The 25407-nt window shown below is 69.5% G+C and carries 21 protein-coding genes and 1 riboswitch; of the genes, 15 read left to right on the top strand and 6 right to left on the bottom strand.

Going from position 1 to position 25407, the window contains the following annotated elements; translation table 11 throughout:
- Window positions 1–218: 218 nt before the first annotated feature.
- Window positions 219–1472: an aspartate--tRNA(Asn) ligase gene (gene aspS / locus AC0685_RS13150; RefSeq protein WP_478225713.1), complete on the top strand. Its 1254-nt coding sequence runs from the start codon at window positions 219–221 to the stop codon at window positions 1470–1472.
- Window positions 1473–1523: 51 nt separating this feature from the next.
- Here the strand turns inward: aspS and AC0685_RS13145 are convergent, their stop codons facing one another.
- A complete protein-coding gene (locus AC0685_RS13145) occupies window positions 1524–2048 on the bottom strand; it encodes a YflT domain-containing protein (protein ID WP_034323444.1) in 525 nt (174 codons plus the stop codon).
- A gap of 228 nt (window positions 2049–2276) precedes the next feature.
- Between AC0685_RS13145 and AC0685_RS13140 the strand changes: the two genes are divergently transcribed.
- From AC0685_RS13140 to AC0685_RS13085, 12 genes are all read left to right on the top strand, one after another.
- A complete protein-coding gene (locus tag AC0685_RS13140; protein ID WP_478225712.1) occupies window positions 2277–3641 on the top strand; it encodes a glutamine synthetase family protein in 1365 nt (454 codons plus the stop codon).
- Window positions 3622–4335: a gamma-glutamyl-gamma-aminobutyrate hydrolase family protein gene (locus AC0685_RS13135; RefSeq protein WP_478225711.1), complete on the top strand. Its 714-nt coding sequence runs from the start codon at window positions 3622–3624 to the stop codon at window positions 4333–4335. The genes AC0685_RS13140 and AC0685_RS13135 overlap by 20 nt, the downstream gene beginning before the upstream one ends.
- Window positions 4332–5693: an aldehyde dehydrogenase family protein gene (locus AC0685_RS13130; RefSeq protein ID WP_478225710.1), complete on the top strand. Its 1362-nt coding sequence runs from the start codon at window positions 4332–4334 to the stop codon at window positions 5691–5693. Before AC0685_RS13135 ends, AC0685_RS13130 begins: the two co-directional genes overlap by 4 nt.
- Before the next feature lie 3 nt (window positions 5694–5696).
- Window positions 5697–6464 carry a 3-oxoacyl-ACP reductase gene (locus AC0685_RS13125; RefSeq protein ID WP_478225709.1) on the top strand — a complete coding sequence of 256 codons (768 nt, stop codon included), beginning with the start codon at window positions 5697–5699 and terminating at the stop codon, window positions 6462–6464.
- 257 nt (window positions 6465–6721) lie between these two features.
- A complete protein-coding gene (locus tag AC0685_RS13120) occupies window positions 6722–7084 on the top strand; it encodes a four-helix bundle copper-binding protein (RefSeq protein WP_478225708.1) in 363 nt (120 codons plus the stop codon).
- A 178-nt stretch (window positions 7085–7262) separates the two neighbouring features.
- A riboswitch (glycine riboswitch) is annotated at window positions 7263–7356 on the top strand.
- A 142-nt stretch (window positions 7357–7498) separates the two neighbouring features.
- A complete protein-coding gene (gcvP, locus tag AC0685_RS13115; RefSeq protein ID WP_478225707.1) occupies window positions 7499–10330 on the top strand; it encodes an aminomethyl-transferring glycine dehydrogenase in 2832 nt (943 codons plus the stop codon).
- An 8-nt stretch (window positions 10331–10338) separates the two neighbouring features.
- The gene (gene gcvT / locus AC0685_RS13110; RefSeq protein ID WP_478225706.1) at window positions 10339–11430 is read left to right on the top strand and encodes a glycine cleavage system aminomethyltransferase GcvT; all 1092 of its coding nucleotides are present in this window, start codon (window positions 10339–10341) and stop codon (window positions 11428–11430) included.
- 17 nt (window positions 11431–11447) lie between these two features.
- Window positions 11448–11825, top strand: a complete 378-nt coding sequence (gene gcvH / locus AC0685_RS13105; RefSeq protein ID WP_125673314.1) for a glycine cleavage system protein GcvH — start codon at window positions 11448–11450, stop codon at window positions 11823–11825.
- Between the two features lies 1 nt (window position 11826).
- Window positions 11827–13095 carry a serine hydroxymethyltransferase gene (glyA, locus tag AC0685_RS13100; RefSeq protein WP_478225705.1) on the top strand — a complete coding sequence of 423 codons (1269 nt, stop codon included), beginning with the start codon at window positions 11827–11829 and terminating at the stop codon, window positions 13093–13095.
- Window positions 13092–14093: a lipoyl synthase gene (gene lipA, locus AC0685_RS13095; protein ID WP_478225704.1), complete on the top strand. Its 1002-nt coding sequence runs from the start codon at window positions 13092–13094 to the stop codon at window positions 14091–14093. The genes glyA and lipA overlap by 4 nt, the downstream gene beginning before the upstream one ends.
- Window positions 14094–14109: 16 nt before the next feature.
- Window positions 14110–15483 (top strand): L-serine ammonia-lyase, encoded by a 1374-nt coding sequence (locus tag AC0685_RS13090; protein ID WP_478225703.1) that lies wholly within the window; start codon window positions 14110–14112, stop codon window positions 15481–15483.
- Window positions 15484–15571: 88 nt separating this feature from the next.
- On the top strand, window positions 15572–16294 hold the full coding sequence (locus AC0685_RS13085) for a FadR/GntR family transcriptional regulator (protein WP_016336365.1): 723 nt from the start codon (window positions 15572–15574) through the stop codon (window positions 16292–16294).
- Here AC0685_RS13085 and AC0685_RS13080 read toward each other — a convergent pair.
- Window positions 16268–17938: a SulP family inorganic anion transporter gene (locus tag AC0685_RS13080; protein WP_478225702.1), complete on the bottom strand. Its 1671-nt coding sequence runs from the start codon at window positions 17936–17938 to the stop codon at window positions 16268–16270. The genes AC0685_RS13085 and AC0685_RS13080 overlap by 27 nt on opposite strands.
- A gap of 4 nt (window positions 17939–17942) precedes the next feature.
- Window positions 17943–18272, bottom strand: coding sequence for an ArsR/SmtB family transcription factor (locus AC0685_RS13075; RefSeq protein WP_007031391.1), 330 nt, complete (start codon window positions 18270–18272; stop codon window positions 17943–17945).
- Window positions 18273–18372: 100 nt separating this feature from the next.
- Here AC0685_RS13075 and AC0685_RS13070 point away from each other — a divergent pair, with 100 nt between their 5' ends.
- Window positions 18373–20313, top strand: a complete 1941-nt coding sequence (locus tag AC0685_RS13070; RefSeq protein ID WP_478225701.1) for a transglycosylase domain-containing protein — start codon at window positions 18373–18375, stop codon at window positions 20311–20313.
- Between the two features lie 226 nt (window positions 20314–20539).
- On the opposite strand, the gene AC0685_RS13065 is transcribed toward AC0685_RS13070, so the two are convergent.
- Entirely contained in the window at window positions 20540–21196 is a 657-nt protein-coding gene (locus tag AC0685_RS13065) for an O-methyltransferase (protein WP_478225700.1), read from the bottom strand.
- A 32-nt stretch (window positions 21197–21228) separates the two neighbouring features.
- On the bottom strand, window positions 21229–22056 hold the full coding sequence (locus AC0685_RS13060; RefSeq protein WP_478225699.1) for an ABC transporter ATP-binding protein: 828 nt from the start codon (window positions 22054–22056) through the stop codon (window positions 21229–21231).
- 129 nt (window positions 22057–22185) lie between these two features.
- Here AC0685_RS13060 and AC0685_RS13055 point away from each other — a divergent pair, with 129 nt between their 5' ends.
- The gene (locus tag AC0685_RS13055) at window positions 22186–23502 is read left to right on the top strand and encodes an aminotransferase-like domain-containing protein (RefSeq protein ID WP_478225698.1); all 1317 of its coding nucleotides are present in this window, start codon (window positions 22186–22188) and stop codon (window positions 23500–23502) included.
- Window positions 23503–23572: 70 nt separating this feature from the next.
- Here AC0685_RS13055 and AC0685_RS13050 read toward each other — a convergent pair whose 3' ends face one another.
- Complete coding sequence (locus AC0685_RS13050; RefSeq protein WP_478225697.1) at window positions 23573–25381, bottom strand: hypothetical protein; 1809 nt, start codon at window positions 25379–25381, stop codon at window positions 23573–23575.
- Window positions 25382–25407 lie beyond the last annotated feature (26 nt).

Genomic DNA, 25407 nt, shown 5'->3' with positions numbered 1-25407 from the left:
AGAGCCGCCGGTAGCTGGGAAGGCGGCCTCGTGCCTTCGGTGAAGACCCTCCCGAGTGCGGGGAGGAACGGCGTCCGCGCCCCATGCCCCGCCGTCCGGCCCTCGTCACGGGCCTTCGAGGCCGCCGTTCCCTGGCGGCGGCGAAAGTGCGGTGGTACCGCGAGTTCCCTTCTCGCCCGCACTCCCAAGGGGTCGCGCACATCCGTACAGGAGTTGTGATGATCTCGCGTGTCCTCGCCGCCGACCTGCCCCGGCACGTCGGCGGCCGTGTCCGCATCGCCGGCTGGGTGCACCGCCGGCGCCGCCTGAAAACCGTCACCTTCCTGGTGATCCGGGACCGTTCCGGACTCGTCCAGGTGGTCCTCGCCGAATCCGGTGGCCCGCCCGAGGAAACCGTCGTCGAGGTCGAGGGGCTCGTCACCGCGAATCCGCAGGCGCCGGGCGGCGTCGAACTCACGGAGCCGTCCGTCAGGCTGCTTTCCGAACCGGCCGAACCACCGCCGTTCGACCTCTACCGGCCCTCGGTCCCGGCGGCGTTGCCCACGGTACTGGACAACGCCGCCGTCGCGCTGCGGCATCCGCGGCTGAAGGAGGCTTTCACGGTCGCGGCGGCGAGCGTCGCCGGGTTCCGGTCGGTACTGGACGGACTCGGGTTCACCGAAACCCATACGCCCAAGATCGTTTCGTCGGCCACGGAATCCGGCGCGAACGTCTTCGGTATCGACTACTTCGGCGAACGGGCCTTTCTGGCGCAGTCGCCCCAGTTCTACAAGCAGGCCCTGGTCGGGGTCTTCGAACGGGTCTACGAGGTCGGCCCGGTCTTCCGCGCCGAACCGCACGACACCGCGCGGCATCTGGCGCAGTACACCAGCCTCGACGCCGAACTCGGTTTCATCGACGACCACCACGACGTCATGACGGTGCTGCGGGAGGCCATCGCCGGGATGGCCGCCGCGGTTCCGCAGGCGGAAGTCGTGGTGCCGGAGGAGATTCCGGAGATCCACTTCGCGGAAGCCCAGGAGCTGATCGCATGGCTGTCGGGCGAGGACCCTTGTGGCGAGCCCGACCTCGCGCCCGCGCACGAGCGGCTGCTTTCGGAGTGGGCGCTGCGCGAACACGGATCGGAATTCCTGTTCGTCACCGGCTATCCGATGGTGAAGCGGCCGTTCTACACGCATCCGGACCCGGCGCGGCCCGAGTACTCCAACAGTTTCGACCTGCTTTTCCGTGGGCTGGAACTGGTGACCGGCGGGCAGCGGCTGCATCGGCACGCGGACTATGTCGCCGCGCTGGCGGCGCGCGGTGAGTCCGCCGAGCCGTACCAGGACTACCTGGCGGTTTTCGCGTATGGGATGCCGCCGCACGGCGGGTTCGCGCTCGGTCTCGAACGCTGGACGGCCCGGCTGCTCGGGCTGCCCAACGTCCGCCAGGCGACGCTGTTCCCGCGTGACCTGCACCGCCTGACCCCGTAAAGCCACGAGCCGGCACCTCGTGCTGAGGTGCCGGCTCGCGTGGGGTGAGGCTCAGTGGTTGAACGCGCTCCTGGCGGCCAGGTCGGCCAGCAGGGCGCGGCCCTTCTCGGCGTTGCGCGGCTGGGCCAGGACGTCGTAACGCCGGGCGACCAGCTGGCTCTGCGAGATGAACCCGCGCTTGTTCTTCGAAGCCGCGTATCCCAGCGCGCCGAACAGCAGGTTGAACCCGATACCGCCGACGAGGCCGACGAGGATCGGCACCAGCCCGGCGCCCGGGTTCAGCAGGCTCAGCACGAGGCCGAGGAACATACCGAACATCGCGCCCGACAGCGCCGAGCTGGTCAGCACCTTGCTCCAGCCCATCCGTCCGGCGATCCGCTCGACCAGGACCGGCTCGACACCGACGATCGTGACGTCCGTGATCGGGAAGTCCGTTCCCGCGAGGTGGTCGACGGCACGCTGCGCTTCGGAGTACGACTCGTACGAGCCGATCGGCCACCCACTGGGCATCGTCGGGAGCTGAGCCCGCCCCTGGGGCTCGGTGAACGTGGTCTGCTGCGTGAATGCCTGTGTCATTCCTTCTCACCTCTCTTGATCCGTACAACGTCCCGGATGCGCGGATCTCCTCCCGGTGCGGCGGGATTCACAGCATCTTCTCAGCCGGGCATCGCAGACAATCCGCCCAGGGATCAACTACGGTGAGCAATGGATAACGAATCAGACCATTGGACGAGTTGACCGCATCCGGTCGACCCGGTAGGAAGAACCCTCAAAGGTACCGCTTCGAACCTTTAGGTGAGGCTGATGGCGAACAGGCGCGGCATGCTCACGCTGGAACGGCTCCGGGAACTGGTCGAGGACGGCACCGTCGACACGGTGCTGGTGGCGATCACCGACATGCAGGGCAGGCTGCAGGGCAAACGCTGCGCCGCCGAGTACTTCCTCAACGAGGTCGTCGAGCACGCCACCGAAGCGTGCAACTACCTGCTGGCGGTCGACGTGGACATGAACACCGTCGACGGCTACGCGATGTCGTCCTGGGAGACCGGCTACGGCGACTTCGTCATGCGCCCGGACTTCGGCACGCTGCGCCTGCTTCCGTGGCAGGAGGGCACCGCGCTCGTCCTCGCCGACCTCGAACGGGTGGAAGGGGGCGCCGTGGCCCCTTCGCCGCGCCAGATCCTGCGCGGTCAGCTCGATCGGCTCGCCGCACGCGGTCTCGCCGCGTATGTCGGGACCGAACTGGAGTTCATCGTCTTCGACGACACCTTCGAGTCGGCCTGGGACAAGCGGTACCAGGACCTTCGCCCGGCCAATCAGTACAACGTCGACTACTCGATGCTCGGCACCGCGCGGATCGAACCGCTGCTGCGCCGTATCCGCAACGACATGGGCGGAGCGGGCCTGTACGTCGAGTCCGCCAAGGGCGAGTGCAACCCCGGCCAGCACGAGATCGCGTTCCGCTACGCCGACGCGCTGACCACCTGCGACAACCACAGCGTCTACAAGACCGGCTCCAAGGAGATCGCCGCGCAAGAGGGCAAGAGCCTCACGTTCATGGCGAAGTACAACGAACGCGAGGGCAACTCGTGCCACATCCACATCAGCCTGCGCTCCGCCGAGGGCGAACCCGTCCTGGTCGGCGACGGTCCCGGCGGGTTCTCGCCGCTGATGGAGCACTTCCTCGCCGGCCAGCTCGCCGGGCTGCGTGAGCTGACCTACTTCTTCGCGCCGAACATCAACTCCTACAAGCGGTTCGTCCCCGGCAGCTTCGCGCCGACGGCCGTCGCGTGGGGCACCGACAACCGGACGTGCGCGCTCCGCGTCGTCGGGCACGGGGACTCGCTGCGCACCGAGAACAGGGTCCCCGGCGGCGACGTGAACCCGTACCTCGCGGTGGCCGCGCTGATCGCGGCCGGGTTGCACGGCATCGAGAACGAACTGGAGCTGGAGCCGGAGTTCCAGGGCAACGCCTACGGTTCCGGCAAGCCGACCGTGCCGACGACCCTGCGGGAAGCCGCGGCGCTGCTGGATGGGAGCGGGCTCGCGAGGTCCGCGTTCGGAGACGAGGTCGTCGACCACTACCTGAACGCGGCGAAGGTCGAACTGGCCGCGTACGACGCCGCCGTCACCGACTGGGAGAGGATCCGTGGCTTCGAACGGCTCTGAGCCCCTGATCGGGCTCACCTCCTATCTGGAACCCGCGAAGTTCCTCGTCTGGGAGACCGAAGCCGCGCTGCTGCACCGCGTCTACGTCGACGGGATCGTCGCGGCGGGCGGCGTCCCGGTCCTGCTGCCGCCGGTGAGCGGGGCGCACGATCGGCTGATGTCCGCCGTGGACGGGCTCGTGCTGGTCGGCGGCGCCGATGTCGACCCGGCCCGCTACGGCCAGGAGCAGCACGCGACGACGTACACGAGGCCGAACCGCGACGCCTTCGAGTTCGGCCTGCTTCGGTCCGCTTTGGACAGTGGAAAACCGGTGCTGGGTGTGTGTCGCGGGCTGCAGGTGCTCAGCGTCGCGCTGGGCGGCACGCTCGCGCAGCACCTGCCGGACACTTTGGACAGCGTGGATCACCAGCCCGCGCCAGGGACCTTCGGCACCACTACGGTGAGGCTTGCCGAGAGCAGCCGCGTCGCGTCGATCCTCGGCGCCGAGAGCAAGGTGCCGTGTTACCACCATCAGGCGATCGACAGGCTCGGCGACGGGCTGGTCCCGGTCGGCTGGGCCGCCGACGGGACCATCGAGGCGGCCGAACTGCCCGGCGACGGGTTCGTCCTCGGCGTCCAATGGCATCCCGAACAGAACCCCGACGACATCAGGCTTTTCGAGGCACTCGTGGAAGCAGCTAAGGAGCGCGCATGACGTTCGAGGTGATCAACCCCGCCACCGAGGAGGTGGTGAGGTCGGTCGAGCCGACCTCGGCCGAGGAGACCGACGCGGCGATCGCCCGCGCGCACGCGGCGTTCCCCGCCTGGCGCGCGGTGGCCCCCGGCGACCGGGCGCGGCTGCTGCGCCGATTCGCCGACGCCGTCGACGCCGACATCGAGAATCTCGCCCAGCTGGAGGTCGCCAACGCGGGCCACACGATCGGCAACGCGCGCTGGGAAGCGGGCAACGTCCGCGACGTGCTGACGTACTACTCGGCTTCGCCCGAACGGTTGAGCGGCAAGCAGATCCCGGTACCCGGCGGCGTGAACATGACGTTCCACGAGCCGCTCGGCGTGGTCGGGGTGATCGTGCCGTGGAATTTCCCGATGCCCATCGCGGGCTGGGGGTTCGCGCCCGCGCTCGCCGCAGGGAACACCGTCGTGCTCAAACCCGCCGAGCTCACCCCGCTGACCGCCATCCGCCTCGGCGAACTCGCCCGTGAGGCGGGGATCCCCGAAGACGTCTTCCAGGTGCTTCCCGGCAAGGGATCCGTGGTGGGGCAGCGCTTCGTGGACCACCCGGCGGTGCGGAAGGTGGTGTTCACCGGCTCCACCGAGGTCGGCAAGCAGATCATGGCCGGGTGTGCCGCGCAGGTGAAGCGGGTGACGCTGGAACTCGGCGGCAAGAACGCGAACATCGTCTTCGCCGACGCCGACCTGGACAAGGCCGCGGCGACCGCGCCGTACGGCGTCTTCGACAACGCCGGGCAGGACTGCTGCGCGCGGTCGCTGATCCTCGTGCAGTCGAGCGTGTACGAGAAGTTCATGGAGCTGCTGGAACCGGCGGTGAACGGCGTCGTCGTGGGGGATCCGCGGCTGGAAGTGACCGAGATGGGTCCGCTGATCTCGGCCGGGCACCATGCGAAAGTGTCGTCCTATGTGGACGACGCGGCGCCGGTCGCCTTCCGGGGCAACGCGCCCGTCGGTCCCGGATACTGGTTCGCGCCGACCGTCGTCACCCCGCCGGACCTGCGGCATCCGCTGGCGTCGGACGAGATCTTCGGCCCGGTCGTCGCCGTGGTCCCGTTCGCCGACGAGACGGACGCGGTGACCATGGCCAACCACACCGAGTACGGCCTGTCCGGCTCGATCTGGACCCGCGACGTCGGCCGCGCCTTCCGCGTCGCGCGTGGCGTCGAAGCCGGGAACCTGTCGGTCAACTCGCATTCGTCCGTCCGGTACTGGACGCCGTTCGGCGGGTTCAAGCAGTCCGGACTGGGCCGCGAACTGGGCCCCGACGCCGTCGACGCCTTCACCGAGACCAAGAACGTCTTTATCAGCACGGAGGAATAAGGAATGGTTCAGCGTTTCGAAGGCCGCGTCGCGGTCATCACCGGCGGCAGCAGCGGCATCGGCCTCGCCACCGCGCGGCGGCTGGCGAGCGAGGGCGCGAAGGTCGTCATCGGCGACATCTCCGCCGAGGCGGGCAAAGCCGCGGCCGACGAGGTCGGCGGCCTGTTCGTGCAGGCCGACGTCACCGACGCCGAGCAGGTCGAGGCCCTGTTCCAGGCCACTGTGGACACTTTCGGCTCGGTCGACGTCGCGTTCAACAACGCGGGCATCTCCCCGCCCGAGGACGACTCGATCCTCACCACGGGCATCGACGCGTGGGAGAAGGTACAGAAGGTCAACCTGACCTCGGTCTACCTGTGCTGCAAGGCCGTGCTGCCGCATATGCGGCGGCAGGGCAAGGGCTCGATCGTCAACACGGCGTCGTTCGTCGCGGTCATGGGCGCGGCGACGTCGCAGATCTCCTACACCGCGTCCAAGGGCGGGGTGCTGGCGATGAGCCGGGAACTCGGCGTGCAGTTCGCGCGGGAGAACATCCGGGTCAACGCGCTGTGCCCGGGTCCGGTGAACACGCCGCTGCTGAAGGAACTGTTCGCGAAGGACCCCGAGCGGGCGGCACGGCGGCTGGTCCACGTGCCGGTCGGGCGGTTCGCGGAGCCGGAGGAGATCGCGGCGGCCGTCGCGTTCCTGGCGAGCGACGACGCCTCGTTCATCACGGCGTCGCAGTTCCTCGTCGACGGTGGGATCTCCGGCGCCTACGTCACGCCCGTCTGACCGCCACGCATTTAGTCCTCTAAATGCGCGCCGTTGGGTCGCGATGTCCGTGAAGGCCTCCTTCCCTACCTTGAGAGTAGGGAAGGAGGCCTTCACGGACTTGGGCCCGGCGCGAACCGTGGCTGTACTTCCGGCCGCCGTCACTCGTCCCGGTGGCTGGGATGGCGGGCCGCTGACCTGCGCTGTAGTCCTGAGACGCGGGACCACCCGGTTCCGTGATCCGAACAGCGCGGGAGGCCCGACGAATGACCCGGCAGATGAGCACCGCCATGCGTGACTGCATCGACCTGTGCAACGAGTGCCACGTCAGGTGCGAGGAGATGATGACGCGCTGCATGGAGATCGGCGGCGCGAAGCTCGGGATGATGATGGTGACCTGCGCGGACATGTCCCGCATGTCCGCCGACATGATGATGCGCTGCTCCGCCATGGTCGCCGACCTCGAGATGATGCGCATGTGCGCGAAGACGTGCGGCCTCGCCTCCCAGATGATGCGCATGTGCGCCCAGGAGTGCGCCAAGACCGGCGACGCCGAGCTCGCCGACGCGGCCGACATGATGATGCGGTGCGCCGAGCTCTGCGGCACGATCACCGCCGAAATGATGATGGAAAACGCGTAACTCGCGTGTCTGGAGCCGTGACTCGCGTGCTTGGAGGCGGAACTCACGAGTTACGTCTCCAAGCACGCGAGTTCCGGCTCCAAGCACGCGAGTGCGGGTCAAGTGACGTGCTCGGCTGGAAGTAGACGCGCGTCGAACACGCCAGGTACGGTGTGCGCACAACTTCAGACAGGGCCGTCGAGCTGGAGCGGGAGAGCCCCCACGAACGTGGTGGGGCACCGAAGGAGCAAACTCCCCGGAATCTCTCAGGTACCCACTACCGCTTCACGCGAGGCCACTCTGGAAAGCAGGCGCGCAAGTGCGTCTCACCCAAGGTGAAAGCCACCCTCAACGGTGGTGAAACTCTCAGGTGCCATGACAGAGGGGGAGTTCCCAGCGCACCGGTCTATCCGGCGCCTGACCCAAGGAGCTCCCTTGACCAGTACGTCCTTCGACGACCGGCACATCGGCCCCTCGGAGTCCGAGCAGGCCAAGATGCTCGCCGAGGTCGGCTACGGCAGTCTCGATGCCCTGGTGCAGGCCGCCGTGCCGTCCGCGATCCGGGTCACCCGCGACCTCGAACTTCCCCCCGCCGCGTCCGAAGAGGACGCCATCGCCGAGCTTCGCGCGCTCGCCGCGCTCAACAAGCCGATGACGCAGATGATCGGTCTCGGCTTCCACGACACGGTCACCCCGGCGGTCATCCGCCGCAACGTGCTGGAGAACCCGGCCTGGTACACGGCGTACACGCCGTATCAGCCGGAGATCTCGCAGGGCCGTCTCGAAGCCCTCCTCAACTTCCAGACCATGGTCTCGGAGCTGGCCGGTCTCGCCACCGCGAATGCCTCCCTGCTCGACGAGTCCACCGCCGTCGCCGAGGCCGTCATGCTGATGCGCCGCGCGTCGAAGGCGAAGTCGAACAAGGTCGTCCTCGACGCCGAGTGCCTGCCGCAGACGATCGCGGTCGTCCGCACCCGCGCCGAGGCCATGGGCGTCGAGGTCGAGGTCCGTGACCTGCTCACCGGCCTGCCGGAGGAGTTCTTCGGCGTCGTCGTCCAGTACCCGGGCGCTTCCGGCGTGCTGCGCGGCGCGGGCTTCTACTCCGCCATCTCCGAGACCGCGAAGGCCGCCGGCGCGCTGTACGCCGTCGCCGCCGACCTGCTCGCCCTCACGCTGATCACCGCGCCGGGTGAGTTCGGCGCCGACATCGCCGCCGGTTCGACCCAGCGCTTCGGCGTCCCGCTCGGGTACGGCGGTCCGCACGCCGGGTACATGGCCGTCCGCGCCGGGCTCGAACGTTCGCTGCCGGGCCGCCTGGTCGGGGTCTCGGTCGACGCCGACGGCAACCCCGCGTACCGCCTCGCCCTGCAGACGCGTGAGCAGCACATCCGCCGCGAGAAGGCGACCTCCAACATCTGCACCGCGCAGGTGCTGCCCGCCGTGCTCGCCGCGATGTACGCGGTCTACCACGGTCCCGACGGCCTCAAGCGCATCGCGACCCGCGTCCACGGCCTCGCCGCGGGCCTGGCGGACGCCCTCCGAGCGGCAGGCGTCGAGGTCGTGCACGAGGGCTTCTTCGATACCGTCCTCGCCCGCATGCCCGGACAGGCCGAAGCGGTCGTCGCGGTCGCGCGGGAGAACGGGATCAACCTCGGCCCGGTCGACGCCGACCACGTCCGCATCGCGGTCGACGAGGTCACCACGCCCGCGATCATCGCCAAGGTGCTCAACGCGTTCGGCGTCGACACCCCCGCCGCCGACGCCCGTGCGCTGCCCGCCGGCCTCGGCCGCGAGAGCGAGTACCTCACCCACGAGGTCTTCCACTCGCACCGCTCCGAGACCGCGATGCTGCGCTACCTGCGCGGTCTGTCCGATCTGGACTACGCGCTCGACCGCGGCATGATCCCGCTCGGCTCCTGCACGATGAAGCTCAACGCCACCACCGAGATGGAGCCGATCAGCTGGCGCGAGTTCGCGGGGATCCACCCCTTCGCGCCCGCGGACCAGGCCGAGGGCTACCACGTGCTGGTCGAGCAGCTGTCCGGCTGGCTGGCCGAGGTCACCGGGTACGACAAGGTTTCGCTGCAGCCGAACGCGGGCAGCCAGGGCGAGCTCGCCGGTCTGCTCGCGATCCGCGCGTACCACCACGCCAACGGTCAGACCGAGCGCGAGGTCTGCCTGATCCCGTCGTCCGCGCACGGCACGAACGCCGCCTCCGCGGTGATGGCCGGGATGCGCGTCGTCGTGGTCAAGTGCACCGACGAGGGCAACGTCGACCTCGAAGACCTGCGGGCCAAGGTCGAGGCCAACCGCGACACGCTGTCCGCGATCATGGTCACGTACCCGTCCACGCACGGCGTGTACGAGAACGGCATCGACGAGCTGGCCAAGATCGTCCACGACGCGGGCGGCCAGGTCTACGTCGACGGCGCGAACCTCAACGCCCTGCTGGGTCTCGCCAAGCCGGGAGAGTTCGGCGGCGACGTCTCGCACCTGAACCTGCACAAGACCTTCTGCATCCCGCACGGAGGCGGCGGCCCCGGCGTCGGCCCGGTCGCGGTCCGCGCGCACCTCGCGCCGTACCTGCCCAACCACCCGATGCTGGAGAAGGCCGGTCCGGAAACCGGTGTCGGCCCGATCAGCGCCGCACCGTACGGCTCGGCGTCGATCCTGCCGATCTCGTGGGCGTACGTCCGCATGATGGGCGCGGGCGGGCTCACCGCCGCGACGCAGGTCGCGGTCCTCGCGGCGAACTACGTGGCCAAGCGCCTCAACCAGCACTACCCGGTGCTCTACACCGGCCAGGACGGCCTGGTCGCGCACGAGTGCATCCTCGACCTGCGCGGGCTCACCAAGGAGACCGGCGTCACCGTCGACGACGTCGCGAAGCGCCTGATCGACTACGGCTTCCACGCTCCGACCATGTCGTTCCCGGTCGCGGGCACGCTGATGGTCGAGCCGACCGAGTCCGAGGACCTCGGCGAGATCGACCGCTTCATCGCGGCGATGATCGCCATCCGCGCGGAGATCGACGCCGTCGCGCAGGGCAAGTGGGCCGCGGACAACAGCCCGCTGCGCAACGCCCCGCACACCGCCGAGACCCTCGTCGGCGACTGGGACCTGCCGTACGACCGCGAACTGGCGGTGTACCCCGCCGGGGTGAACCGCAAGTCCAAATACTGGCCTCCGGTGCGCCGCATCGACGGTGCGCGCGGGGACCGTAACCTCGTCTGCTCCTGCCCGCCGCTCAACGCCTACGAGAACTGAGGCACTTGATGTCGAAAGAGACGTCCCTGCACGGAGTCCACAAAGGACTGGGTGCGCTGTTCACCGATTTCGCGGGCTGGTCGATGCCGATCCGCTACTCCAGCGAACTGGCTGAGCACAAGGCGGTCCGCGAGGCCGCCGGCCTGTTCGACCTCTCGCACATGGCCGAGATCGAGGTGACCGGCCCGCAGGCCGCCGACACCCTCGACTACGCGCTGGTCGGCAACCTGTCCGGCGTGAAGCCGGGCCGGGCGCGCTACACGATGATCTGCGACGAGAACGGCGGCGTGCTGGACGACCTGGTCGTCTACCGCCTCGCCGACGAGAAGTTCCTGGTCGTGGCCAACGCGGGCAACGCCGGCGTGGTCGCGGAGGCGCTGGCCGAGCGGGTCTCGGGTTTCGACGCGGTCGTCGAGAACAAGTCCGAGGACGTCGCGCTGATCGCCGTCCAGGGCCCGAAGGCCGTCGAGATCCTCGGCGCCGTCACCGACGCCGACCTGGGCGCGCTCAAGTACTACGCGAGCGTCCCGGCCGTCGTGAAGGGGCACGACGTCCTGCTCGCCCGCACCGGGTACACCGGTGAGGACGGCTTCGAGCTGTACGTCCCGGCCGGTGAGGCTCCCGCCGTCTGGCGCATCCTGACCGACGCGGGCGAGCCGCACGGCCTGCTCCCGGCCGGTCTCGCCTGCCGCGACACCCTGCGCCTCGAAGCGGGAATGCCGTTGTACGGCAACGAGCTCAGCCTCCAGCTGAGCCCGTTCGAAGCCGGCCTCGGGCGCGTGGTCAAGTTCGAGAAGCCGGGCGACTTCGTGGGCAAGGCCGCCCTCGAAGAACTGTCCAAGAAGGACGTTCCCAGGGTCCGCGTCGGGCTCAAGGGCTCCGGCCGCCGCGCCCCGCGCCACGGCTACACCGTCCTGGCGGGTGACACCGAGATCGGCGAGGTCACCAGCGGTGCCCTCTCGCCGACGCTGGGTTACCCGATCGCCATGGCCTACGTGGACCGGGAGCACTCCGAGCCCGGCACCGAGCTTTCCGTCGACATCCGGGGCCGTATCGAGCCCGTCGAGGTCGTCGCCCTGCCCTTCTACTCCCGCGCCTGAAAGGCCCTCCTCTGATCATGAGCATCCCCCAGGACCTGAAGTACACGAAGGAACACGAGTGGCTGAGCGTCGCCGACGGCGTCGCCACCGTGGGCATCACCGCCTTCGCCGCCGAGTCGCTCGGTGACATCGTGTTCGTCCAGCTTCCCTCGGTCGGCGACACCGTCACCGCGGGCGAGGTGTTCGGCGAGGTCGAGTCGACCAAATCGGTCAGCGAGCTGTACGCACCCGTGGACGGTGAGGTCGTCGAGGTGAACGAGGCCACAACGGACACCCCCGAGCTCATCAACTCGGACCCGTACGCCGAAGGATGGCTCCTGAAGGTGCGTCTGTCCGGCGACGTGCCCGCCCTGCTCGACGCCCAGGCGTACGCCGTCCTGACCCAGGAGAACTGACATGTTCAATGCTGCCCTGTCCGAAGTGGACCCCGAGGTCGCCGCGGCCGTCGCCGCCGAACTCGACCGGCAGCAGTCGACCCTGGAGATGATCGCCTCGGAGAACTTCGCCCCGGTGGGCGTGCTCGAGGCGCAGGGTTCGGTGCTGACGAACAAGTACGCCGAGGGCTACCCCGGCCGCCGCTACTACGGCGGTTGTGAGCACGTCGACGTCATCGAGCAGCTGGCGATCGACCGCGCGAAGGCCCTGTTCGGCGCCGAGCACGCCAACGTCCAGCCGCATTCGGGCGCGCAGGCCAACGCCGCCGCCATGGTCGCGGTGCTCAACCCCGGCGACACCATCCTCGGTCTCGACCTCGCGCACGGCGGGCACCTGACCCACGGGATGAAGATCAACTTCTCCGGCAAGCTCTACAACGTCGTCGCCTACCACGTCGACAAGGAGACCGGGATCGTCGACGTCGAGGAGATCGAGCGCCTCGCCAAGGAGCACAAGCCGAAGCTGATCATCGCCGGCTGGTCGGCGTACCCGCGTCAGCTCGACTTCGCCGAGTTCCGCCGCATCGCCGACGAGGTCGGCGCGAAGGTCATGGTCGACATGGCGCACTTCGCCGGTCTGGTCGCCGCCGGGCTGCACCCGAGCCCGGTGCCCTACGCCGACATCGTCACCACGACCACGCACAAGACCCTCGGCGGCCCGCGCGGTGGCATCATCCTGTCCCGCCAGGAACTCGCCAAGAAGATCAACTCGGCGGTGTTCCCCGGCCAGCAGGGCGGTCCGCTGGAGCACGTCATCGCGGCCAAGGCCGTCGCGCTGAAGATCGCCGCGAGCGAGGAGTTCCGCGAGCGCCAGCAGCGCGTGCTCGAAGGCGCGAAGATCCTGGCCGACCGCCTTTCGCGCACGGACTGCACCGAGGCCGGAGTCCGCGTGCTGACCGGTGGCACCGACGTGCACCTGGTGCTCGTCGACCTGGTCAACTCCACTTTGGACGGTCAGCAGGCCGAGGACCGGCTGCACTCGGTCGGCATCACGGTCAACCGCAACGCCGTCCCGTTCGACCCGCGTCCGCCGATGGTCACCTCCGGCCTGCGGATCGGCACCCCGGCGCTCGCGACCCGCGGCTTCGGGGCCGAGGACTTCGCCGAGGTGGCCGACATCATCGCCGAGGCGCTGCGCCCGGACTTCGACGAGGCCCTGCGCCAGTCGCTGTCCGCCCGGGTCGAGCTGCTGGCGAAGAAGCACCCGCTGTACGCGGACCTCAACCGATGAGCGCGCTCCCCGAGGGGCGCAAACTTCTCCGGCTCGAAGTCCGCAACGCGCAGACCCCGATCGAGAAGAAGCCGCCGTGGATCAAGACCCGCGCGCGCATGGGTCCGGAGTTCACGGAGCTCAAGGGACTGGTCAAGCGTGAAGGCCTCCACACCGTGTGTGAGGAGGCCGGGTGTCCCAACATCTACGAGTGCTGGGAAGACCGTGAGGCCACGTTCCTGATCGGCGGGGACCAGTGCACGCGGCGCTGTGACTTCTGCCAGATCGACACGGGCAAGCCGGCGGCGCTGGATCGCACCGAGCCGCGCAAGGTGGCGGAGTCGGTGCAGGCCATGGGTTTGCGTTACTCGACGGTGACCGGTGTCGCGCGTGACGACCTGGAAGACGGCGGCGCGTGGCTGTACGCGGAGACCGTCCGTCAGATCCACGCGTTGAACCCGGGCACCGGTGTCGAGCTGTTGATCCCGGACTTCAACGCGGATCCGGATCAGCTGGCCGAGGTGTTCGGTTCGCGGCCGGAGGTGCTGGCGCACAACGTGGAGACGGTGCCGCGGATCTTCAAGCGGATCCGGCCGGGCTTCCGGTACGCGCGCTCGCTGGAGGTCATCACCCGGGCTCGTGAGGCCGGTCTGGTGACGAAGTCGAACCTGATCCTCGGCATGGGTGAGACGCCGGAGGAGGTGGCTCCGGCGATGAAGGATCTGGTCGACGCGGGCTGCGAGATCCTCACGATCACCCAGTATCTGCGGCCTTCACCGAGGCATCATCCGGTGGACCGGTGGGTCAAGCCGGAGGAGTTCGTCGAGCATTCGAACGCCGCCGAAGCGATGGGTTTCGCTGGTGTGATGGCCGGGCCGCTCGTACGCTCGTCGTATCGGGCCGGTCGCCTGTTCGCCCAGACGAAGGCCCACCGCGGCGAAGCGCTGTCGGAGAACTTGGCCCATCTCGCCGCCGAAGGGCCCGCGGCCCAAGAAGCCAGCTCACTGCTGGCCAGATAGGAAGGAGGGCAGATCAATGGCGATCAGCGTCTTCGACCTGTTTTCGATCGGCATCGGCCCCTCCAGCTCCCACACGGTGGGCCCGATGCGTGCCGCACTGACCTTTGTGGACGGTCTGGCGGCGGACGGTGACCTCGCCGCCACGACCCGCGTCCAGAGCGAGCTTTTCGGCTCGCTCGGCGCGACCGGGTTCGGGCACGGCAGCGACAAGGCCGTGCTGCTCGGGCTGTCCGGGGAGCGTCCGGAGGAGATCGACACCGATACGGTGCCCGGAAAGATCGCGGAGATCCGGGAATCTTGCCGGTTGAAGGTGCGTGGTGAGCACGAGATCGTGTTCACCGAGGACACCGACCTGACCATGCACCGGCGGAAGTCGCTGCCCGCGCATCCGAACGGGATGATCTTCCGCGCGTTCGGCGCCGACGGGAAGGTGCTGCGCGAGCGCACCTACTACTCCGTCGGCGGCGGGTTCGTGCGCGACGAGTCCTACGAGACCGACACTGTCGTCGTCGAGGACTCGACGAAACTGGAGTTCCCGTTCCGCACTGGCGCGGATCTGCTGAAGCACTGCGAGGACACCGGGCTGCCGATCAGCGAGATCATGCTGCGCAACGAGCTTTCGTGGCGCACGCGCGAGGAGATCCGCGAAGGACTGCTGGAGATCTGGCAGGTCATGGCGGAATGTGTGCGCAACGGATGCGAGCACGAGGGCGTGCTGCCGGGCGGGCTGAAGGTGCCTCGGCGCGCGAAGGCGTTGCACGAGAAGCTGCTCGCCGAGGACGGCGTCGGTGACCCGCTGTACGCGATGGACTGGGTGAGCCTGTACGCGCTGGCGGTCAACGAGGAGAACGCCGCGGGCGGCCGCGTCGTCACCGCGCCGACCAACGGCGCGGCGGGGATCATCCCGGCGGTTCTGCACTACTACCAGCGGTTCATCAGGGGCTCGTCGGACGACGGCATCGTGACGTTCATGCTCACCGCGGGCGCGATCGGCTCGATCCTCAAGCAGACGGGCTCGATCTCGGGCGCCGAGGTCGGCTGCCAGGGCGAGGTCGGTTCGGCCAGCGCCATGGCCGCCGCCGGGCTCACCGAGGTCCTCGGCGGTTCACCCGCGCAGGTGGAGAACGCCGCCGAGATCGGCGTCGAGCACCACCTGGGGCTGACCTGCGACCCGGTCGGCGGGCTGGTGCAGATCCCGTGCATCGAACGCAACGCCGTCGGCGCGTCCAAGGCGATCCACGCCGCGCGGATGGCGATGCGCGGCGACGGTTCGCACGTCGTGACGCTGGACAAGGCGATCAAGACGATGCGCGAGACCGGCGCCGACATGAGCGTGAAGTACAAGGAGACCGCGCGCGGCGGCCTCGCCGTGAACGTCATCGAGTGCTGACCCCTCGCATTTAGTCCTCTGGATGCGGTAGTTGCACACGCAAGTACCGCATCCAGAGGACGAATTGCGGGCCGCCTAAACTCGAAGGGTGGAGTCGAGCACGGTCGCGAACGCGGGTGACGCGCTGTTCCGCCCGGTGCGCGCGGGCAACGCCTTCGAGGAGACCGTCGAAAGGCTGCTCCAGGCGATCCGGCTGGGCGTGGTGGGCGCGGGGGAGCGGCTGCCCTCGGAGCGTGAGCTCGCCGAGCGGCTCGGGGTCAGCCGGGTGACGCTGCGCGAGGCCATCCGCGCGCTGTCCGACGCGGGTTACGTCGAGTCGCGGCGCGGGCGGTACGGCGGCACGTTCGTCAACGACGTCCTGCCCGACCCGCCCGCCGCCGACGGGCGGAAGGTCGACAACGCCACGCTGGAGGACGCGCTCGGCCTCCGGCACGTGCTGGAGACCGGCGCCGCCGAGATGGCGGCGTCGCGTTCGCTCAGCCCGGCCGACCGGCAGCATCTGACCAGCACGCTCGCCGAGGCCGCGGCGGCCGATGTCGGCGACTACCGGCGCAAGGATTCGCGGCTGCACCTGGCGATCGCCGAGGTCACCGCGTCCGGCTCGCTGACCACGGCGATGGCCGACGCGCGGATGCGGGTCAACCAGCTGCTCGACATGATCCCGCTGCTCGAACCGAATCTGGAGCACTCCAACGCCCAGCACGAGGCCATCGTCGACGCGATCCTCGCCGGAGACTCCGAGGCGGCCCGCAGAGCGATGACGGAACACGTCGAAGGGACCGCTTCACTGCTTCGCGCGTTCCTCGCTTGAGGTCAGCAGCGCGTGCGCGAAGTCGATGGCGTGCGGCGTATCCGGGAACACCCGCCCCTCCGCGCGGAGCCGATCCGCGACGCCGAGCTCGTCGAGCACCTTCTCGTGCCCGGGTTTGATCCCCGACACCAGGACCGTGATCCCGCGATGTTCGAGACGTTCGATGGCGTCCCTCAGGACGAGGGCGCCGGTGGCGTCGATGGCCGACACCCGTGACATCCGGAGGATGACCACCCGCACCTCGGCCACCTCGGACAACTCCAGCAGGAACTGGTGGGCCGCGGCGAAGACCAGCGGGCCGTCGAGCCGGAACGCGACGATGTGCTCGTCCAGCAGCGCCCGTTCCTCGGCCGCGTGATCGGCGTGGTCGAGCGGGACCTCTTCGATGCGCGCCGCCTTCGCGATCGCCCGCAGTGCCAGTGCGCCTGCCACGACGAGGCCGAGGATGACCGCGGTGACCAGGTCCAGGATCAGGGTCGCGGCCGCGGTGAGCACGAGGACCAGCGCGTCACGCCGGGTGGAACGCAGGAGCGCGCGGACCGAGCCCGCCTCGACCATGCGGACGGCGGTGGCCAGCAGCACCCCGGCGAGCGCCGCGATCGGGATCGTGGCCACGAGCGGCGCCGCCGCGAAGACGATCACCGCCAGCACCATCGCGTGGGTGAACGAGGCCAGCCGGGACTTCGCCCCGGCACGGACGTTGACCGCGGTGCGCGCGATCGCCGCGGTGGCGGGCACGCCGCCGAACAGCGGGGTGACGAGGTTCGCGAGGCCTTGCCCGAACAGTTCCCGGTCCGGGTCGTGGCGTTCGTTGACGCTCATCGCGTCGGCGACCGTGGCCGAAAGGAGGCTCTCGAGTGCGGCCAGCGCCGCGACGGCGACGGCGGAGGGCGCCAGCGCGCCCAAGGTCGACAGATCCAGGAAGTCCAGCGAAGGTGCGGGAAGACCGTTGGGCAGGGCGCCGATGCGAGCGACCGGCAGCTGCGCGAAATGACTCACGAGGGTCGCGATGGCCACCGCGACCAGCGAGAACGGGATCGACGGCCGCCACCTCGCGCCGAGCAGCATCAGGGCGGCGACCCCGACGGCGATCGCGATCGACGGCCAGGCCGGATGCCCGGCGAAATCGGCCACCGCCTTCGCCGCGACGACGGCCACCTTCTCGCCTTCCGGGGTGGCGACGCCGAGCGCGGCGGGGACCTGCTGCAACGCGATCACCCCGGCGATGCCCAGCGTGAAGCCTTCGACCACCGGCGTCGGCACGTAGCGCATGTACCGGCCGGCGCGGGCGACCGCGAGCAGGAGCAGCAAGACCCCGGCGAGCAGGCCCACCGTCAGCACGCCGCCCGCTCCGTGCGTGGCCATGATCGGAACCAGCACCACGGTCATCGCGCCGGTCGGCCCGGACACCTGGAGGTTGGAGCCGCCGAAGATCGCGGCCAGCGCGCCGGCGACGATCGCGGTGACCAGCCCGGCTTCGGCCCCGAGGCCGGACGAGATGCCGAAGCCCAGCGCCAGCGGCAGGGCGACGATCGCGACGGTCAGGCCCGCCGTGAGGTCGCGCCGGGGAGCGCGTTTGAGCGTCCGCAGGTCTTCACGTCCGGGCAGGAGCGAGCGCAGCTCCGAAAGCTTCAGACCCGCCACGGCTTCACTCCGCGTCGCGCAGCTGGGCGAGCAAGGCGTTCTGGTCGGCCAGCAGCTCGGTGAGGATGCGCCGGGCCGCGCGCAGGAGCTCGACGACGTCGCCACCGGCGAGCGCGTACACGACCGTCGAGCCCTCGCGGGTCGAGGTGACGATCCCCGACCGGCGCAGGACTGCCAGCTGCTGCGAGAGGTTGGAGGCCTCGACCTCGATCTCGGCGAGCAGTTCGCGGACGGCCTTCGGGCCTTCGGCGAGCAGTTCGAGCACACGGATCCGGACCGGGTGGCCCAGCATGCGGAAGAACTCCGCCTTGGCCTGGTACAAGGGGACGGGCATCTGACCACATTATCAAATGAAGAATTCTTCAATTCATGAACCGGATGCCATCCGGTGACTTTCCCACAACCTTTTCACTCGTTCGGGCGTCTAACTTGGCGTGGAAAACCCGGATGAGGCAGACGCACCCGAGTCGGAGACCACGGCCACCCCGGAGCCGAAACGGAAGAAGCGCAGGTGGCGCAAGATCGCCGCCTGGACGTTCGGCCTGGTGATCGGCATCCCGGTCGTCGCGTTCGGGCTCGCGTACGTCCTTCTCGACGTCCGCAGCCCGCAAGAGGTCCTCGCCGACCTCGACAAGACCGTCGTCCTGCAGAACGCGGACGGTTCCGAACTGCTCAAGGTGGTCCCGCCCGGCGGCGACCGGCTGTTCGTGCCGTACGACGCCGTCCCCGCGAAACTGCGCGACGCGATCGTCGCGACCGAGGACCCGACCTTCTGGGACAACGAGGGCTTCGACCTCACCGGTCTCGGCCGCGCGCTGGTGACCGGCGTCGGCGGCGGTTCGGGGATCACCCAGCAGTACATCAAGAAATCCACCGGCAACGAGGACGCCACCCTCGCCCGCAAGTTCTCCGAGCTGGTGCTCGCCACGAAGATCACCCAGCAGCAGACCAAGAAGGAGATCTTCGAGAGCTACGTCAACATCATCTCGTTCGGCCGCGGCACCTACGGCCCGGCGTCGGCGATGAACGCCTACTTCGGCCGCAAGCTCGACGACTCGATGACCTGGAGCGAGGCGGCGTTCCTCGCGGGCATGATCCAGTCGCCGTCGGTGCACGACCCGTACGCCTCCAGCCACGAGCACGCGAGGAAACGCTGGTCCTACGTGGTGAACAAGCTGGTCTCGCGCGGCTACGTCGGTCAGGCCGAAGCGGTCGCCATGACCTATCCGGAGGACGCGATCCAGGCGCCGTCGGAGACCAGGGCCGGTCGCGTGACCTACGAGCAGTACCACATCAAGCAGCAGGTCCTCGCGGAACTGGAACAGGTCGGCTACCCGCTCGACCGGCTCCGCGGCGGTGCGATGAAGGTCGAGACGACCATTGATCCGCGGGCGCAGGCCGAAGCCGAGAAGACGGTCAAGGAGCGGTTGCGGGGACAGCCTGAGCACTTCCGGGCGTCGCTGGTCGCCGTCGAACCCGGGACCGGCGCCATCCGCGCCTACAACGGCGGTGGCTGGAGCGTGCACGACTACGCCGGCACCCCGTACGGCACCGGCTCCGCCTTCCAGCCGTTCATCCTCGCCGCCGGCCTCGAACGGGGCGTCGGCGTGGACGAACCCCTCAAGGTGCCCGCGGCGGTCGACTTCCTCGGCGAGACCTTCGAGTTCCAGGACCAATGCGGCGAAGCCGGGAAGTGCACGCTGCGCGAGGCGATGGCGCGGGGCGCACGAGGCCCGTTCGTCGACCTGGCGAAGAAACTCGGCGCGGAAACGGTCCGCGAAGGTGCCCGCGCGGCAGGGATCCCCGAGGCCGTCGACGGCGCGGTGACGTTGCGGGAGAAGGACGGGTTCCTGATCGGTCCCGGGATCGCGGTCGGCCGATATCCCTTGCGCCCCAGCGACATGGCCGGCGCCTACGCGACCTTCGCCGCCGACGGCCTGCGCGCCACCCCGCATCTGGTGTCGAAGATCCGGGACGAGAACGGCGAAATCGTGTGGGAACGGCCGTCGGACAGGGCACCCGCGTTCAAGGACGACGAGGCGCTGAGCCGCCGGATCGCGGGCACGATGAGCCAGGTGCTGGCCACCGGACTGAAAGACCGCCCGGCCGCGCTGAAGGCCGGCGACTTCCAGTACAACGAGACGGACGACAACGCCGGCGGCTGGGCGGTCGGGTACACCCCCCAACTCGCGACCGCGGTCTGGGTCGGCTCCGACGAGCCGCGCCGGATGCGGGACACCGCCGGGGAGAAACTGACCGGGCGGACGATCCCGGCCGACATGTGGCAGCGCTTCATGATCGGCTTCCATCAGGGACTGCCGGTGCGGTGGCCGGACGGCTCCGGCCCGCGGCCCGCCACGACGGCGCCGCGGTGAGGCATCGGTCCAGGTGGTGGTGAAGGCCTCCTTGCCTACCCTGAAAGTAGGGAAGGAGGCCTTCACTCCCCTCCTCCGACGCAGCCTGGGCGAGCCCATGGTCTGGGCGTGTGCCGCGAAAGCCACTTTCGCGACACGATCGCCGACCGGGCCACGAGCGGACCGCCCACCGCACCCGAGACCAGCAGACCCGAAGAGAACACGAATCGCCGGCCGAGTGGTTCCTTCAGGGCTTCACGAGCACGACGGTGAGCCCGTCGTAGCCCTTGCTGCCGACCGTCTGGATCGCCGTCGCGTCGACGCGGGGTTCGGCGGCGATCATCTCGTGCAGCCGCCTGATCCCTTGGATGTTCGGGTCTTCGCTGGCGGCGTCGGTCACCGCGCCACCGCGGACGACGTTGTCGACCACGATCACGCCGCCGGGCCGGACGAGCTTCAGCGACGCTGCGAAGTAGGCCGGGTTGTTGGCTTTGTCTGCGTCGATGAACGCCAGGTCGATCGGGCCCTCGACCGAGGGCAGCAGGTCCAGCGCCTTGCCGACACGGACGTCGACCAGCCCGCCGAGCCCGGCCGCTGCGATGTTTCCGCGCGCGACCTCGGCGTGTTTCGGGTCGAATTCGAGGGTGACGAGCCTGCCCTGCGGTGGCAGGGCGCGGGCGAGCCAGATCGTGCTGTACCCGCCAAGCGTGCCGATCTCCAGGATGGACCGGGCGCCGATCATCCTCGCCATCAGGTTGAGCAGTTTGCCCTGATTCGGCGCGACGGCGATCGACGGCAGCCCGGCCTCGTCCGACGCCTGCCGCGCGCCTTCGAGGGCGGGATCGGACGGGACGAGCACTCCGGACAGATAGTCGTCCACTTCGGACCACAGTTGCTGTGACATGGCACCTCCGCGGCCAACCTACTCCGGGACCATCAGGCGGCGCGGCGTCCGGCTTTCGGGATCACCAGCGGGGTACCGGTTTCCGGGCACGGCATGACCCGGCATGGCAGCTCGAAGATCTTCTCGACGTTGGCCGCGGTCACGACCTCTTCGGGCGAGCCGGTCGCCAAGACCTCTCCGCCGCGCATCGCGATCATGTGCGTCGCGTAGCGGGCGGCGTGGTTGAGGTCGTGCAGCACCGCGACCAGTGTCCGGCCCTGTTCCTGGTGCAGCTGCGCGCACAGATCGAGGATGTCCATCTGGTGTGCGATGTCCAGATAGGTCGTCGGCTCGTCGAGCAGCAGGAGATCGGTCTCCTGCGCGAGCGCCATCGCCATCCACACGCGCTGCCGCTGGCCGCCCGACAGTTCGTCGACCAGCCGCTCGGCGAGGTCGTCGACCCCGGTGGCGCGCATGGACTCCGCGACCACGGTGGCGTCCTCACGGGACCATTGGCGCAGCAGGCGCTGGTGCGGGTACCGGCCCCGCGCGACGAGGTCCGCGACGGTGATGCCGTCGGGCGCGATCGAGCTCTGCGGAAGCAGGCCGAGCCGCCGGGCGACTTCCTTGGCGGGGAAGGAGCTGATCGCCTGTCCGTCGAGGAACACCGAACCCTGGCGGGGTTTGAGCATCCGCGCGAGCGCGCGCAGCAGGGTCGTCTTGCCGCAGGCGTTCGGGCCGACGATGACGGTGAACGACCGGTCGGGGATGACCACCCCGAGGTCTTCGGCCACGGTCCGGCCGTCGTAGGCGAGCGTCAGCGCGTCCGCGTGCAGGCGGGACGTCGTGCTCTGCTCGGTGAGGGTTTCCACGGTCTCCACGCAGGTTAGGCTAACCTAGGAGTCCGCCGTTGTGGTGTTCCGTAGGTCGCAGTCGGCTCACGACGCTCGTCGATGGCATCATCCCCAGTGCAATCCCGCGAGCGGTCTCGGAGCGATCGAAGGAACGGCATGGAGGACTACCGGATAGTCGCGGACGAGATCTCCGCCGACGTCGAGGCGGGAAGGCTCCGCCCTGGCGACCGGCTGCCCCCGCAGCGGCGGTTCGCCCGCGAACGCGGGATCGCGAACTCGACCGCCGCGAGGGTCTACGGCGAACTCGTCCGGAGAGGCGTCGTGGTCGGCGAGGTCGGCCGGGGCACGTTCGTCCGCGCCGGAAGGCCGCCGCTGGAGACCGCCCTCGCCGAACCCGGTGGCGCGACGGTCGACCTCGAGCTCAACTTCGCCGTCCTCCCGGAACAGTCGGCGCTGGTCGGGAAGGCGCTGGAGCCGTTGCTGCGCGAAGACGTCCTGACAGCGGCGCTGCGGCCGGGAAGCGTCTCCGCCTCGAAGCAGGCGCGTGACGCCGTCGCCGGTTTGCTCGCGAAGGACGGCTGGACGCCGGAAATCCTCTTCGCCGGGAGCGGGCGCCAGGCCATCGCGGCCGCCATCGCCGCCTTCGTGCCGATGGGGGAACGCCTCGCCGTCGAAGCCATCACCTATCCCGTGGTCAAGGCGCTCGCCGGACGGCTCGGCGTCCAGTTGGTGCCCATCGAGACCGACGACATGGGTCTCATTCCCGAGGCGCTCGAAGCCGCGTCCGTCCGCGCGCTGTACGTCCAGCCGACGCTGCACAACCCGCTCGGGTCCACAATGGACGAAGCGCGGCGCGTCGAGCTGGCGGAAACGGTGCGCCGGATGGACATCCCGGTGATCGAGGACGGCATCTACACCTTCCTCTGGCCCGAGGTCCGCCCGTTCGCGGCGTACGCGCCGGAACGCACGGTGTTCACCGACAGCATGTCCAAACGGCTCGCCCCGGGGCTGACCACCGGATTCCTCGCCGTCCCGGCGGAATGGAAGGAACGGCTGGCCGCGTCCGTGCGCTCGGGCGGCTGGGTCGCGCCCCGGTTCGCCGTCGAAGCCGCCACCCGGTGGATCACCGGCGGGACACTGGAAACCGTCGAGCGGGCGAAACGGCTCGACGCCGCGGAACGCCAGCGGGTGACGGCGGCGCGGCTGGCCGGGTTCACCCTGCGCGCCGATCCGCGGGCGTATCACTGCTGGTGGGAACTCCCCGAACACTGGCGCGCCGAAACCTTCGTCGCCGCGGCCGCGCGACGCGGGATCGCGGTCACCCCGGCGGCCGCGTTCGCCGTCGTCCCCGGCCACGCGCCGAACGCGGTCCGCCTCGCCGTCTCGTCGCCGCCGCTCGAGACGCTCGGGGCCGCTTTGGACGTCCTCGCCGGTCTCGCTTCCGGCCGCCCCGAGGACGCCGGCGTCGACTGACCCCACGCGTTTCGTCCTCTGAATGCGGTAGTTCGCACTACGAACTACCGCATTCAGAGGACGAAACGCGTCAGGGGCGCGGCGCCCACTTGCCGATGAAGCTGCCGCAGGTGACGGTCTGCCCGGTGAGCCGCGACCGCAGCGCGTTCTCCAGCCCGAGGTAGTCGAAGATCGGCGCGTCCGCGGCGACCTCGGCGGGCACCGGCCCGCCCTTGGCGAGGGCGGGCATGCTCACGGTCTGGAACAGCACCAGGTAGTCGCCTTCGCGGTTGAGGACGTCGGCCGTCGCGAGCATGCGTTCCGGAGCGTCGGCGACGATCTCCAGCGGCAGCGGCCATTCCAGCGGGAACGGGTTGCGCAGGCCGAAGGCGGGATAGGCGAACGGGTTGTCCGGCAGGACGGCCGTGCGTCCCGCGGGGAATCGCGTGACACAGTCCTGGATCTGGGAGATGTAGGTGAAGGTGCCCGGATTCGTCCGGATCCCGCGCATCGACGGCGTCACCTTGCCGAGGTCACCGGTCAGCTTCTCGTGCGCCATGTCGAGATACGCGGCCTCGTCGTGGTGCGCGACCACGGCCCAGCCCGACGCCAGCACCGCGACCAGGCCCATCGCGGTGGCGCCCACCAGCCTCAACCGGCGAGACGGCTCGGGCAGCGGCGGCAGCGCGTCCGACAGCAGCAGGATCGCCGTCAGCGCCAGTGTTCCGGTGAACAGCGTCGGCGTGTCGTTCCCCCAGGACAGGCTGGTCATGAAGCCGGTCGCGAAGACCAGCGCGCCCATCCGCGGGAATCGCCGCGTCGCCGCCCAGTGCACCAGCAGTGCGACACCGAGGATCCACCAGAGGACGTCCGCCCAGCGCGACGCGCCGGTGAAGTGCCCGTCGACGACGGTGCCGACCACCACCGCCACGCCGGCCAGGAGCAGCAGCCGCGCGAGGACCGCCCCGGCGAAACCCGCGCGGTCGCGGAAGATCCCGAGCAGGGCGAGGAACACCCCGGCGATCACGAAGAAGGTCAAGCCCCGCACCGGCGGCCGCAGCAGGGACGCGGGATTTTCCAGCCACAGCCCGAGAAGCCGCTCGCCGTACGCGGGCAGGCCGCCGGTGAGCTGCTCGGCCATCGCGCCGAGCCCGCCGTCGAGTGTGATGATTCCGAAGTAGAACACCAGAAAAGCGCCCAGTGCCAGCAGATCCCAGCCCAGCCGGGCCCACCAGCGGCCGGTGCGGAACGCGCCTTCCCGCAGCGACGGGTGCAGCAGCAGCCAGCACAGCGCGATCAGCGGCACGGGCGCGAAACTCTGCTTGACGAACACCGCGGTGCCCACTAGCACCAGACCGAGCCGCCGCGGCCACGCCTTGCCGTTGCGCAGCCCCGAATCCAGTGCCCAGGCACCGCAGGCGGTCAGGAAGATCCCGTCGATCGTGTGCCAGGCCATCAGCGGGAAGGCGTTGAGGTTCAGCAGCGACGCGGCCGCCGTCAGTCCGGTGAGCCCAGGACCCCAGTCACGGACGCGGCGCCGGGTGACCAGTACGGCGAAGGCGATGGTCGCCAGGATGATCTCCAGCATGCTGAGCACACTTGAGACGAAGAAGAGCGGCCCCGGCAGCACGAAGTCGACGATGTGCAGGTACGCCGAACCCAGCGGCCGCGCGGAGATGATGTCGGAATGCGGGACTTCGCCGTGCAGTACCCGCCACGCCTGGGCGAGGATGAAACCCTGGTCCGACGGGTGGAAACCGAAGCGCCCCACCCGGAGTTCGGTGGCGACGGCGAGCGCGAGCACCCAGGCCACGTGCAGGGAAAGCCGCAGCACTGTCCTGGACGGACGTACCACCGCCGCGTCCGGTCCGGTCGACAGCGGGGGACTGGCGACGTCCACACTGCCCCTTCCCGGTCGTCCTGCCT

Source organism: Amycolatopsis sp. NPDC043889 (assembly GCF_056435645.1).
The sequence above is the reverse complement of the archived record's forward strand: the minus strand, read 5'-3'. Positions and strand labels throughout refer to the sequence as shown.